Origin of the sequence: Mucilaginibacter rubeus, assembly GCF_014643835.1 — a bacterium.
Taxonomy (GTDB): Bacteria; Bacteroidota; Bacteroidia; order Sphingobacteriales; family Sphingobacteriaceae; genus Mucilaginibacter; species Mucilaginibacter rubeus.
Genome location: NZ_BMKD01000002.1, coordinates 417,768 through 430,921, shown reverse-complemented (window position 1 = coordinate 430,921; position 13,154 = coordinate 417,768). Strand labels below are relative to the sequence as shown.

Below are 13,154 nucleotides of genomic sequence, written 5' to 3'. Positions count from 1 at the left end.
TCTACTTTGATATCGATGAAGCGGATTTCAATAATGGCTTTTGCTGTGATATTGGTTAGCTGTAATAAATTGAGCCCGGCAGGGTTTTGGAAAGGGTTTGACAGCGATCATATCATAAAATCTGCCAGCGATCAGGGACCATGGGGCGGAACACGCACGATTGCCTGGAAAAATCGGTTACGTAATTATAATAGCCAGGATGTAATCAGATTTGCAGAAGGCAACGGTTGGAGGTTACTACAGACCATGGTTATCGACACCATTAGAAATAAAAAAATCTCCATCAGAAACGAAGGCAATAAAACACCAGATAAAGCAGATTTAGCAGTTTATGGTGGTAATACCGAAGCTGATTTAAGTTTTTCAGGTTGCGTTAACGATTACTGTACCCTGTATGAATTTAATTCTGGTTGGACTTATGTAACTGAGGGAGAGGCTATGATAGCAAAAGGGTATGTATTGGTAGATGCCAATAAGCACCGGATGACAATGTTTCATTCTTGGGGCGAATGGTAGATTTATAAGACAGAAGGTTAAGTCGTCGATAAGTTTTAGTCGAAAGAGATACCCCCAAATCCTTCCATTTCTTCATTAAACAGTAAAACCTGCCTTTTATATCTGTAACTTTCCTTAATTAAATCTACTTTGCGAAACACTTACCTTAAATTAGGGATAGTGTAAATTGTCATCTAAACTATGAACGCAGAACAATCAAGGTTAAAGGATACAGGTTGGAAAAAGTGGGGGCCTTACGTAAGTGATAGGCAGTGGGGTACCGTGAGGGAGGATTACAGTGCAAATGGTGATGCCTGGAACTACATAACCCATGATATGGCCCGCAGCAAAGCTTATCGCTGGGGCGAGGAAGGTATAGCCGGCATTTGCGATAGGCAGCAATATCTGTGTTTTGCAATAGCATTGTGGAATAAGAAAGACCCTATAATTAAAGAACGATATTTTGGTTTAAGCAACCCCGAAGGTAATCATGGCGAGGATGTGAAAGAGATGTACTACTATCTGGATAGTACACCTACACACTCGTACATGAAAACGTTGTATAAATATTCGCAAAACGAGTTTCCGTACAAATGGCTGGTTGATGAGAACAAACGCCGCGGCCGCCAGGATCCGGAATTTGAACTGATGGACACGGGGATCTTTGATCGTAACGAATATTTTGATGTTTTTACCGAATATGCCAAAAGCGCGCAGGAAGATATCCTCATTAAAATAACTATTCATAACCGGAGTGAAGAGGATGCCCCGCTTAATGTAATGCCTACTTTATGGTTCCGCAATACCTGGGCTTGGGGATATGATTCGCGCAAACCAGATCTTTGTGCTTCTTCGGATAAAGTGATCAGCATTTTTCATAAAGACCTTGGGCAAATGTGGCTGCACATCGAAGGGCAAGCTCAACTCCTGTTCTGTGATAATGAAACTAACTCGCGCAGGCTTTATAATTATGACGATGGCCGAAAGTATTATAAGGATGGTATAAACGATTACATTATTCATGCTGCCGATACGGTAAATCCTAAAAACATGGGCACCAAGGCAGCTATAAATTACGATTTGAATATCCCGGCCAGGCGAAGCGTAACCATACGCTTGCGACTGTCTGAAGATGCAAATTATAGTTTTGAGGATTTTGACGAGGTTTTTGCTGTTCGCCAAACAGAGGCCGACCAGTTTTATAACGATATTCATGGCGCTACCATGAACCCCGATCGCCGCCTTATTCAGCGGCAGGCTTTTGCCGGCATGTTATGGAACAAGCAGTTTTACTATTCAGATACCCGCCATTGGCTTAGCGGTGATAAAGGGATGCCCCGCCCGCCTGCACAAAGGCAAAAAGCCCGAAACAGTAAGTGGACGCATCTTAATACCCGCGATATTGTTTCAATGCCAGATAAGTGGGAATATCCCTGGTTTGCCGCCTGGGACCTTGCTTTTCACTGCCTGCCGCTGGCAACCGTTGATATGGCCTTTGCCAAAAATCAGTTGATTTTGCTTACCCGCGATTGGTATATGCACCCTAACGGCCAGTTGCCTGCCTATGAATGGGATTTTGGCGATGTAAACCCTCCGGTACATGCCATGGCTGTATGGAACGTATATAAAACCGATAAGGAAAATAACAATGGAAAAGGGGATACTTATTTCCTGGAGCGGGTTTTTCACAAACTGATGCTCAATTTTACCTGGTGGGTTAACCGCAAGGACCAATCGGGCAATAATATTTTTGAGGGTGGTTTCCTGGGGATGGATAACATCGGTGTTTTTGACCGTAATATGCATTTACCATCCGGGCAGCATTTGGAACAGGCCGATGGCACCAGTTGGATGGCCATGTATTCGCTTAACCTGCTTCGTATTGCCACCGAGCTTACCGAAACCGACAAAGCCTACGCTGATATCGCTTCTAAGTTTTTTGAGCATTTCATTTATATTGTTGGGGCCATGTCAAACCTGGGCGAAAACAATGAAGGCCTTTGGGATGATGACGACGGCTTTTTTTATGATCAGATCCGTTTCCCTGATGATGGTTCTATTAAAATGCGGGTTAGGAGCATCGTAGGGTTGATTCCACTGTTTGCTACCGAGGTATTGGATGAAAAAGATATTACGGAAAGCCCGGTGTTTAAAGACCGCATGAAATGGTTTGCCGAAAATCGCCCCGATCTTGCATCGCTGGTTTCACGCTGGAACGAGAAGGGAAGCAACGGCAAACACCTGATAAGTTTGCTGCGTGGTTACAGGATGAAGTCATTGCTCAAATACATGTTAGATGAAAATGAATTTTTAAGCGACTACGGGATCCGGTCACTTTCAAAGTATCACCTTAAACACCCTTACCATGTTTCGGTAAATGGAGTTGAATTTGGCATATCCTATGTGCCGGGCGAAAGTGACAGCGGTTTATTTGGTGGTAACAGCAACTGGCGCGGCCCTATCTGGATGCCCATCAATTACCTGATTATTGATAGTTTGCACCGGTTCCATATGTTTTATGGCGACGAGTTTAAAATAGAATGCCCAACCGGTTCGGGAAATTTTATGAACCTGAAAGAGGTAGCGAACGAGCTATATGCCCGGGTTTCCAAACTGTTTATGAAAAACGAAAATGCTGAGCGGCCGGTGTATGGTAAAAATCCCAAACTGCAAACCGATCCGCATTTTAAAGATCACATTTTGTTTTATGAGTTTTTTGATGGCGATACAGGTCTTGGTTTAGGTGCCGCACATCAAACCGGCTGGACAGGACTGATTGCCAATTGTTTGTATCTGGAATAGGGTGTATGTATATAATAACCTGGCACGGTGCTATAAATCAACACTGTGCCATGGTGGGACTGCTGCAGATAAATATTAAAACTTCCATCTGTCAATTAACCTTCAGTATGATACTTTTAGCTTGATATGAATTATTGTGTAAAAAAGACACAATAAAATTTCCTGGCTTATTATTAATTAATTAGCTTTACTGTACCAGTTAATTATTAACCATTATCAAGCATGATTTACAGCAGAAGAAATTTTATTAAAGGCACCGGTGCATTGGTGCTTGGCGGCATGGCCTTATCGGGTAAAGCAGCAAGTTTTTTGAGTAACATGGAGCATCATCCTGTAGGACTGCAGTTGTTTACTTTTTTCGGCGTTATTGACGAAGATGTAAAGGGCACATTGAGCAAAATTGCAGCTATAGGATACAAGGAATTGGAATCGGCCTTTAGTAAAAAAGGCGGCTATTATGGTATGAAGCCTAAAGAATTTAAAGCCATGGTGAATAACCTGGGCATGAGCTGGACCTCGCACCATGTTCTTGGCGCTCCGTTTAAACTGCCACCGGGAGCAAAAATGCCTGCAGGTGCAGATGGTAAGCCGATGGTATTGCCTCCTGTATTGAACCTGCGCGATAATATGCAGCAGGTGATTGACGAGGTTGCTGACGGCGGCGTTCAATACCTGGTTTGCGCCAATTCGCCTACGGCTACGCTTGATGAAATAAAATCGACTATTGAGGTATTAAACAAAACAGGAGAGGCCGCGAAAAAAGCGGGGATCCAGTTTGCTTATCATAACCATGATATGGAGTTTCACGCAGTTGATGGTAAAGTGCCTTATGACATGCTATTAAGCGAAACAGATGCGGGTAATGTAAAAATGGAGCTTGATTTGGCCTGGGCTGTTAAAGCGGGTAAAAATCCGGTAGAAATGTTTAAGGAACATCCCGGTCGTTTCCCGCTTTGGCATGTGAAAGATTTGGATGCAGGCAGGCAGAATATACAACCTGTAGGAGGTGGCACTATTGATTTTAAACCAATTTTTGTAGCGGCTAAATCAGCAGGTATGCAACACTTTTTTGTAGAGCATGATATGCCTAAAGATGCCTTTGCAAGTATTACAGCCAGTATGGGATATTTGAAGGATAAGCTGATGGTGTAAATAGGGGAGTGATATCCGAATCGTTAACTATTAATTGTTTTATAATAGAATTGCAGCCGATAAATTAAGTTTTATCGGCTGTTTTGTTTGCTAACGATTGTTGTTTGCCTCTTATTTTAGTTTATGAGCTTTTTTTGTAAAAGAAGACGCCGGAACTTGTTGTATTTTTCGGAAAAGTATGGCTTAACAATTCCATAATGTACCGTAATTTTGATTTAACTTGCCTGTTGAGTAATTTAAGGCGATAAAATATTATTTATAACGGCGGCGCATGGCAGAAACATCTACAGAACATTTAAAAAGGGTTTTGAAACCTATCCATTTATGGGCCATAGCCGTAGGTCTGGTTATTTCGGGCGAATATTTCGGGTGGAATTTGGGATGGGCTGTATCCGGCACTATAGGTTTGCTCATAGCCACCCTGGTTATCACCTTGATGTATATTACATTTATTTTTAGCTATACCGAACTCACCGCCTCCATACCTCATGCGGGAGGCGCTTTTGCTTATGCGTATCGGGCTATGGGACCGTTTGGCGGGTTAATTGCCGGTTACGCTACCCTTGTTGATTTCCTGGTGGCTACGCCTGCTGTAGCAGTTTCTTTAGGAAGCTACCTGCATTTTTTATACCCGGCTATCCCAATAGCAGAGGCCGCTATGGGCTTTAATGTTCTTTTTATCCTTTTAAATATGCTTGGGGTAAAGGAATCGGCGACGTTTTCGGTGTTCATTACCATACTTGCCGTAATTGAGCTGCTGCTTTATCTGGGCATTGTTTCACCGCATTTTAAAATGGTAAACTACCTCACCAATCCTATGCCCTTTGGCTGGGCTGGTGTGTTTGCAGCCCTGCCTTTTGCAGTTTGGTTTTACCTGGCCATTGAAGGGGTTGCGATGGTGGCCGAAGAAGTGGAGAACCCGAAAAGGAATATTCCCCGCGGCTATATATCGGCTATTATAACGCTGGTAGTGTTAGCGCTGGGTGTAATGGTCATAACCGGCGGGCTTACCGACTGGCGCAAACTAAGCCATTTAGACTACCCCTTGCCCGAGGCTATCGGGATAGTATTGGGCAAAGGAAACGGTTTAACCAAAATATTTGCGAGTATAGGTTTATTTGGACTGATCGCGTCGCTGCATGGTATTATTCTCGCCTCTTCGCGGCAGGTGTTTGCCATGGCACGCAGCGGTTATTTGCCCCGGATGCTGTCGGACATTAATCACAGATTTAAAACACCACATTGGGCGCTTGTTGTAAGTGGTATAGTAAGCTCCATCTTCATTTATAAGTTTAAGACGGATCAGATCATCATGCTGTCGGTGCTTGGTGCTGTGGTTATGTATATTATGAGCATGCTAAGCCTTTTTATACTACGCAAAAAGGAACCCCGTTTAAGCCGACCATTTTTGGCTCCAATGTTCCCGGTTTTCCCGGCAATAGCTTTGGTAATTTGTGTAGTATGCTTATTTGCAACGATATATTTTAACCCTGATATGAGCCTCATTTTTGCAGGAGGATTAGTAATTGTATTGCTGATTTTTATAGTGATGGGCAAGCATAAAGTGGCATTAACAGAAGACCTGATGAGCGCACCAATGGATAAGGAGGTCATTAATCATTGAGTCATTAAATCATTTGCTTGTTCGCTTTTTGAATAATGAACCAATGACATAATGATTGAAAAAAATGACCCAATGACCAGTGAAATAATGATATAAAGAAATGTACCGCCACAACATACATCACCGGGTTTATAAGTTTCCCAACCTGAAAACATTGCTGGGCAAGGCGTCACCTTACCGCTCGGGCGATGAACTGGCCGGGCTTTGTGCCGTGGGGTATGAGGAACGTGTGGCTGCACAAATTACCCTGGCCGATGTGCCGCTTAAAAACTTTTTAAATGAAGCGGTAATCCCTTATGAGGACGATGAAATTACCCGCCTGATTATTGACGATCATGATAAGGCTGCCTTTAGTCACATTGGCCATTTAACCGTTGGCGAATTACGTGATTGGTTATTAAGTGACGAAACCGACTGTGCTATTTTAACAACTATAGCTCCCGGCTTGACACCCGAAATGGTTGCTGCAGTATCCAAACTGATGCGCAACCAGGACCTGATTGCTATGGCCAATAAATGCCAGGTGGTTACCCGCTTTCGTAATACCATAGGCTTAAAGGGACATTTTAGTACCCGTTTACAGCCCAATCACCCAACTGATGATCCGCGGGGAGTAGCGGCCAGCATTATCGACGGTTTATTATTTGGCAGCGGCGATGCTGTTATAGGCATCAACCCGGCAACTGATAGTCCAGCGGCGGTAAGCAGTTTATTAACTTTGATGGATGACTTACGGCACCGTTTCGACATTCCTACACAAACCTGCGTGCTAAGCCACATAACTACCACATTACAATTGGTTAACGAAGGTGCCCCTGTCGACCTATGTTTTCAATCTATTGCAGGCACGGAAAAAGCTAATGCCAGCTTCGGGGTTAATTTAAGCTTGATTGAGGAAGCTTACCAGGCCACACTATCGTTAAAGCGGGGTACTGTTGGCAATAATGTAATGTATTTTGAAACCGGACAGGGTAGCGCCCTATCGGCCAATGCCAATTTCGGGGTAGATCAGCAAACCTGCGAAGTGAGGGCCTATGCCGTCGCCCGTAAGTTTAATCCTTTGCTGGTGAATACTGTCGTTGGTTTTATTGGCCCCGAATATTTGTATGATGGCAAACAGATTATTCGTGCCGCGCTTGAAGATCATTTTTGCGGAAAACTGCTTGGCTTGCCCATGGGAGTTGACGTTTGTTATACCAATCATGCGGAAGCCGATCAGGACGATATGGATAACCTGCTTACGTTGCTTGGTGTAGCGGGTTGCAACTTCGTGATGGGTATTCCGGGCTCGGATGATATTATGCTTAATTACCAGTCAACATCGTTTCATGATGCCCTTTACCTGCGCAAAGTATTAGGCTTGAAACCAGCCCCCGAGTTTGAGGGGTGGTTGATAAAGCAGGGGATTGTTGATGATAAAGGCTATATGCTACCTGTTAGGGAGCATGGGTTGTTGAGAGGTTTTTGATTGAAGGCGAAAGGGTAAAGGCGAAAGGTAAAAGGTTTTTTGAACTGACGAAAAATAAAAAATACGGTGTCATCCTCTGCCGTCGCTCGGCTCCAGCCGAGTGTCAGCTATCTCACGGCCTCTGGCCGACGTAAGCTCTTATGGCACACAGGCCGGAGGCCTATGAATAATGGTCATTCAGCTGGAGCCGAGCGAAGGCAGAGTGACAGGTTGCCGCTATATCAAGGACATAAGTAAACCATTAAATGAAACGAAATATCCCACAGGAAATTGAGCCACTAAAAGCTTTGCAGGAATTTACTTCTGCAAGGATAGCTATTGGCCGGGTGGGAACGAGTATCCCCTTGAAGCAATCGCTTGAGTTTAAACTGGCGCACGCACATGCCCGGGATGCTGTATATTCTGAATTAAATTCAGGCAAACTAACTAATTCCCTTAAACACTTTGAACAGCCTATCCTGCACCTGCATAGCCAGGTAACAGACCGGCGGCAATACCTGCAACGGCCCGATCTTGGGCGTAAACTTAATAAAGCCTCATTGAATGAGTTAAACGGCTACAGCATTGAAAGTGATGTGGCCATTATGATAGTTGATGGTCTCTCTGCAACAGCGGTAAATGAAAATACAATTGGTTTGCTCGATGCACTAATTCCTTTGTTGGTTGCCGATGGTTTAAAGCTTGCGCCAATAAGTCTGGTTGAACAGGGGAGGGTAGCCATTGGCGACGATATTGGGTATGGCCTGAAGGCTAAACTTTCGCTGATCCTGATAGGTGAACGCCCTGGTCTAAGTGCCGCGGATAGTCTTGGTGCATATCTTACCTATAATCCCAAACCCGGTTTGACAGACGAATCACGAAACTGCGTTTCTAATATCCGCCCCAAAGGTTTAACCTATAAAAAAGCAGCAAAGAAAATTTTTTATTTAATTAATGAAGCGTTTAAACGGAAACTGTCGGGAGTGGAGCTGAAGGATAATGCGGGGTTGATAGAGTCTTAAGTACTAAGTCGGAAGTCATAAGTTATAAAGCTCGATATAATAGAAAAGTCCGAAAGCTCCATATAGCAAATTTCGGACTTAATACTTAGAACTTCGTACTTAAGACTCACTTCCTCCTCGCTTCCACATAACCATTGAATGATATTGGGTCGCGGTTACTGCTGATCACTTGCAGGGAGCCGTATCCATCCTGCGAAATACTTAGGTTAAATGTTTGTACATCGCGCCAGTCGGCTATGTTTTTTTCTTTGGGTTTGATCGTGATATTCCATCCGCTTCCCTTTTTTACTGACGAATATGTGAATTTGGTAGTATTAACTTTGATGCCGCCATCTGTTGTTCCCGGAGGAGGCGCTACATAGGCCCGGCCAAAGTAAGGTAAAAATGATACAATGGTATCTTTGCTTATCGTCATGTCATAATCAGAGGTAAGCGGCCTGGTACCGCCCCGCATCGGTAAAGCATAATTTGCCTTAAATACAAAGTTTTGGTCCTCTACCATCTTTTTGATTTCAGCCTGTTTGGCTGCCTTTTTTTCAGCCTTGGTTTGAGCAAAGCTTACGTTAACGCCAATAAATATGAAAGCAGCCAAAAGGGCTATTTTGTTTAAGATTTTCATGATATAAATGTTTAAGTGGTTAGACAGTAAAGAGTTATTTAGGTTTAAGTACATTCAAATTTAAGCAATCTTTTAAACAAAAAAGCCCACTGGTAATTCAGTAGATTTAGGCACTAAAAAGATATTGAAATTATGTTTCGGCTATTTAATAGAAAAAAGTCAAAGCGCCCTGTACAGGATTGGGAATTGGTGCTGATGTATAAAACGCTTGAAAAACTGCCAACGGAGTTTGAATATCTGAAACGCCAGATAGAAGCAGATATATTTGCCTCATCTCTTGTTGGTTATAGTGCCTCTTATCCTGATTATGTGGCATTTTCTTATGCCGACGGGATTAGTGCTTTTGAACGCAAGCGCGAGCATGGCTATAAAATTACCAATATAAAAGTGCGGGATATTGGCGGGAGTAAAACATTTATGTATGTAATATACGTACATAACGGAGTTATCACAGGATATTCTATACACGGTTTAAAAAAACAGATTATTGATGTTATTAGTGCTGATACAGATGCTTATGTCAAGGAGTTTTATGCGGATGACAATGAGGATTATGAAAGCCTGAAAAGGATAATAAGTAAAGATGACCTGAAGTTGATTAAGCCGGAGAATGTTTATAAACTAAACCTGAAAGGCCGGGTGTTTTATCATATAGAAGATCTTGAAGACGGTGATTTTATAGGGATTGAAAGTAATGGCCAAATCTGCAAAATAACACATGATCCTTTTGAAATTATTCTTCTTAAAGAAAACTTAGCAGAGATCCTTTCAATGTAAAAGGCCACCTGTTTTTCAGATGGCCTTTAAAGTAAAGGATTTGCTGCTTTATTAAAGCAATGTATTATATCAAGCTAACACTGCGTTTAACAAACTCGGTTAAATCGGCACCGGTTAATAAGCCTTGTGATAACAATGCCAAATCAAAAGCTTGTTTTGAAAGTTGTGCCTGTACAGTTTCGTCTTCTTCCTGCAAAATACGGCTTACCAGTTTGTGGTTGCCATTTACAATTACTTTGTAGTTATCAGGCATGTTTCCGTAAAAACTCATGCCACCGCCCATAGCTGCCATATCTTTCATGCGGCGCATAAACTCGTCCATAGTTACGGTAACCGGTAACTCGTCTGGGTTAAGGCTTTCTATTTGAACGTTGTAAGCTGGCCTGTTAATGGCTTTATCAAAAATGCTTTTTACCTGGGTGCTTTGTTCTTCGGTAAGTACCGTTTCAAGCGCGTCATCCTTTTTAATCAGTTTATCAGCAACATCAGCATCAACACGTTTTAATGATGTTTTCTCTAATTTTTGCTCCAACTGGCTGATGAAGTGATTGTCAATAGGAGAGTTCATCACCAATACATCATAGCCTTTTTTATTGGCAGACTGGATAAACGAATCCTGTTTCGCAGGGTCATTGGTGTAGATGTAAACCAATTGACCGTCTTTATCTGTTTGGTTAGCTTCAACTTTGTCTTTATACTCGGGCAGCGTAAAGTTTTGTTTTTCGGTGTTGGTAACCAAAACAAAGTCTTTGGCTTTGTCATAAAACTTGTCTTCGCTCACCATACCATACTTTACAAACAGGCCAATGTCGGTCCATTTTTCTTCGTAAGCTTTACGGTCTGCTTTGAACAGGTCTGACAATTTATCAGCTACCTTTTTGGTAATATAACTGTTGATCTTTTTAACATTGCTGTCCGCTTGCAAAAAGCTGCGTGATACGTTAAGCGGAATATCTGGTGAATCGATAACACCATGCAACAGCATTAAAAATTCAGGGACAATATCTTTTACTTCATCAGTAATAAATACCTGGCGGCTAAATAATTTGATCTTGTTTTTTTGGAACTCAAAATCATTTTTCAGCTTAGGGAAATATAGTACACCTGTTAAGTTGAAAGGATAATCAACATTCAGGTGGATCCAGAACAATGGATCTTCGCTGAAAGGATAAAGCTGTTTGTAAAAGTCAAGATAATCTTCATCTTTTAATTCAGATGGCGCTTTTGTCCAGATAGGGTTGGTAGTGTTGATGATATTATCAACCTCCACTGAAGTATATTTTGGTTTGCCTTCTTCATCAACGCCATCTTCAACAGATTCGGTTTTGGTGCCGAATTTGATAGGTACAGGCAAAAATTTGCAGTATTTATCAAGGATTTCCTGTAATCTGTACTGGCTTAAAAACTCGGCCGATTCATCATTGATATACAAAGTGATCTCAGTACCGCGCTCTTCTAAAATACCTTCGCCAATTTCAAATTCGGTGCTGCCATCGCATACCCAGAAAGCAGGTTCTGCACCTTCCTGGTAGGATAGGGTTTGGATCTCTACTTTATCAGCTACCATGAAAGCCGAATAAAAACCTAAACCAAAGCGACCGATGATCTCGTTGGCATCTTTTGCTTCTTTGAATTTCTCCATGAATTCAGTGGCGCCTGAGAAAGCGATCTGGTTGATATATTTCTTAATCTCTTCGGCGGTCATACCGATACCATTATCGCTAATGGTGATGGTCTTTTTGTCTGCATCAAAAGCAACCTCAACACGGAGGTCGCCAAGTTCGCCGGTGTACTGGCCTAATGAAGCTAAACGTTTAATTTTTTGGGTAGCATCTACCGCGTTTGATACCAGCTCGCGCAAAAATATCTCATTATCAGAGTATAAGAACTTCTTAATGATCGGGAAAATGTTCTCGGTGTGGATCGAAATGCTGCCTTTTTCTTGCATAACTATATTTTAATAGGATTGATTTAATGATTGTCGCCAATGCAACATCAATGTGTGTTCCAATTGTTATTATATTGTCAAAATGGCAGGGGCAGGGGAATTTGGTCAGATAAGTCGTGGAGGTAAGGCTTATTCACCCGTTATTGCGAGGTTCCAAGCAATCCCCAACTTTACAGACGGCTATGTAAGTGCCCCTGCAGAGTTCGCGATTGCTTCGTCGTTCCTCCTCGCAATGACGATTTTCCAGAAGCTTATAGCAAAAAATAAGGGATAAACATTTAAGCTTATCCCTTACCATATAAAGATTGATTATATCGTTAATTGGCCATCATCTTAATAAACGAAGCTAATTTTTCTTTCATTTCTCTTCTGTCGACAATGAAATCAAGGAAACCATGCTCCTGCACAAACTCGGCAGTCTGGAAACCCTTCGGGAGATCTTTTTTAATAGTTTCCTTAATTACCCTTGGCCCTGCAAAGCCTATCAGCGCGCCCGGTTCGGCAATGTTGATATCGCCTAGCATGGCGTATGATGCTGTTACGCCACCAGTGGTTGGATCGGTAAGTAAAGATATATAAGGGATTTTTGCCTGTGAAAGCAAGGCAAGCTTAGCCGATGTTTTAGCCATTTGCATCAGTGAAAATGCCGCTTCCATCATGCGCGCACCACCCGATTTTGAAATCATCAGGAACGGAACTTTATGTTGGATACAGTAATCAATAGAGCGGGCTATCTTTTCGCCAACTACCGATCCCATTGAGCCCCCAATAAAGTTAAAGTCCATACAGGCGATAACCAGGTCCTGACCGTCAATTTTACCGGCGCCTGCCCTTATTGCATCTTTTAAACCTGTTTTGTGCTGAGTTTCCTTAAGCCGGTCGGTGTATTTTTTGGTGTCCTCAAAATGAAGCGGATCACCGGATGTAAGCTCAGGAAAAAGCTCTGTAAACTCGTTATTATCAAATAGTACCGAAAAATATTCTTTTGAACCTATGCGCAGGTGGAAGCCACAGTAATGGCACACATATTGATTTTCTACCTGCTCAGAATAGTGTAAAGGTTTCTTACAATTAGGGCATTTATTCCAGATGCCATCGGGGGCTTCCTTCTTTTCCTCAGTAGTCGTAATTATCCCTTTCAACTCTCGTTTAAACCATGCCATATCTGTGTCTAACTCTTTCAATTGGGTACAAAGAAACAAAAAATATTAAACATGTGGTGCCGGTATATAAAAAGTTATAGGGGGCAAATTGTTTGCTTGAAAGTT

At 42.3% G+C, this 13,154-nt stretch carries 10 protein-coding genes; 7 read left to right on the top strand and 3 right to left on the bottom strand.

All coding sequences use genetic code 11. The features are described from left to right. The first annotated feature begins 15 nt into the window (after positions 1–15). The 6 genes from IEX80_RS08260 to eutC all read left to right on the top strand — a co-directional run bounded on the left by IEX80_RS08260 (position 16) and on the right by eutC (position 8,542). Positions 16–516, top strand: a complete 501-nt coding sequence (locus IEX80_RS08260; RefSeq protein ID WP_139159966.1) for a hypothetical protein — start codon at positions 16–18, stop codon at positions 514–516. Between the two features lie 180 nt (positions 517–696). Beyond that, positions 697–3,297 (top strand): MGH1-like glycoside hydrolase domain-containing protein, encoded by a 2,601-nt coding sequence (locus IEX80_RS08255; protein ID WP_188832623.1) that lies wholly within the window; start codon positions 697–699, stop codon positions 3,295–3,297. A gap of 222 nt (positions 3,298–3,519) precedes the next feature. Continuing rightward, positions 3,520–4,449 (top strand): sugar phosphate isomerase/epimerase family protein, encoded by a 930-nt coding sequence (locus tag IEX80_RS08250; protein ID WP_176627498.1) that lies wholly within the window; start codon positions 3,520–3,522, stop codon positions 4,447–4,449. A gap of 271 nt (positions 4,450–4,720) precedes the next feature. After that, positions 4,721–6,073 (top strand): ethanolamine permease, encoded by a 1,353-nt coding sequence (gene eat, locus IEX80_RS08245; RefSeq protein WP_188832622.1) that lies wholly within the window; start codon positions 4,721–4,723, stop codon positions 6,071–6,073. Positions 6,074–6,173: 100 nt separating this feature from the next. Then, entirely contained in the window at positions 6,174–7,541 is a 1,368-nt protein-coding gene (locus IEX80_RS08240; protein WP_188832621.1) for an ethanolamine ammonia-lyase subunit EutB, read from the top strand. Between the two features lie 245 nt (positions 7,542–7,786). After that, positions 7,787–8,542, top strand: coding sequence for an ethanolamine ammonia-lyase subunit EutC (gene eutC / locus IEX80_RS08235; RefSeq protein WP_188832620.1), 756 nt, complete (start codon positions 7,787–7,789; stop codon positions 8,540–8,542). A gap of 106 nt (positions 8,543–8,648) precedes the next feature. On the opposite strand, the gene IEX80_RS08230 is transcribed toward eutC, so the two are convergent. Then, positions 8,649–9,161, bottom strand: a complete 513-nt coding sequence (locus IEX80_RS08230) for a DUF4251 domain-containing protein (RefSeq protein WP_176627494.1) — start codon at positions 9,159–9,161, stop codon at positions 8,649–8,651. Between the two features lie 132 nt (positions 9,162–9,293). Here IEX80_RS08230 and IEX80_RS08225 point away from each other — a divergent pair, with 132 nt between their 5' ends. After that, positions 9,294–9,938: a hypothetical protein gene (locus IEX80_RS08225; protein ID WP_090526957.1), complete on the top strand. Its 645-nt coding sequence runs from the start codon at positions 9,294–9,296 to the stop codon at positions 9,936–9,938. Positions 9,939–10,002: 64 nt separating this feature from the next. Here IEX80_RS08225 and htpG read toward each other — a convergent pair whose 3' ends face one another. Continuing rightward, the gene (htpG, locus tag IEX80_RS08220) at positions 10,003–11,886 is read right to left on the bottom strand and encodes a molecular chaperone HtpG (protein WP_090526959.1); all 1,884 of its coding nucleotides are present in this window, start codon (positions 11,884–11,886) and stop codon (positions 10,003–10,005) included. Positions 11,887–12,203: 317 nt separating this feature from the next. Continuing rightward, positions 12,204–13,049: an acetyl-CoA carboxylase, carboxyltransferase subunit beta gene (accD, locus tag IEX80_RS08215; protein WP_090526961.1), complete on the bottom strand. Its 846-nt coding sequence runs from the start codon at positions 13,047–13,049 to the stop codon at positions 12,204–12,206. Positions 13,050–13,154 lie beyond the last annotated feature (105 nt).

What these genes read in the sequence shown, in the direction of transcription:
- IEX80_RS08260 (WP_139159966.1), top strand. Translation starts at nt 16, where the DNA reads ATGAAGCGGATTTCAATAATGGCTTTTGCTGTGATATTGGTTAGCTGT.
- IEX80_RS08255 (WP_188832623.1), top strand. Translation starts at nt 697, where the DNA reads ATGAACGCAGAACAATCAAGGTTAAAGGATACAGGTTGGAAAAAGTGG.
- IEX80_RS08250 (WP_176627498.1), top strand. Translation starts at nt 3,520, where the DNA reads ATGATTTACAGCAGAAGAAATTTTATTAAAGGCACCGGTGCATTGGTG.
- eat (WP_188832622.1), top strand. Translation starts at nt 4,721, where the DNA reads ATGGCAGAAACATCTACAGAACATTTAAAAAGGGTTTTGAAACCTATC.
- IEX80_RS08240 (WP_188832621.1), top strand. Translation starts at nt 6,174, where the DNA reads ATGTACCGCCACAACATACATCACCGGGTTTATAAGTTTCCCAACCTG.
- eutC (WP_188832620.1), top strand. Translation starts at nt 7,787, where the DNA reads ATGAAACGAAATATCCCACAGGAAATTGAGCCACTAAAAGCTTTGCAG.
- IEX80_RS08230 (WP_176627494.1), bottom strand. Translation starts at nt 9,161, where the DNA reads ATGAAAATCTTAAACAAAATAGCCCTTTTGGCTGCTTTCATATTTATT.
- IEX80_RS08225 (WP_090526957.1), top strand. Translation starts at nt 9,294, where the DNA reads ATGTTTCGGCTATTTAATAGAAAAAAGTCAAAGCGCCCTGTACAGGAT.
- htpG (WP_090526959.1), bottom strand. Translation starts at nt 11,886, where the DNA reads ATGCAAGAAAAAGGCAGCATTTCGATCCACACCGAGAACATTTTCCCG.
- accD (WP_090526961.1), bottom strand. Translation starts at nt 13,049, where the DNA reads ATGGCATGGTTTAAACGAGAGTTGAAAGGGATAATTACGACTACTGAG.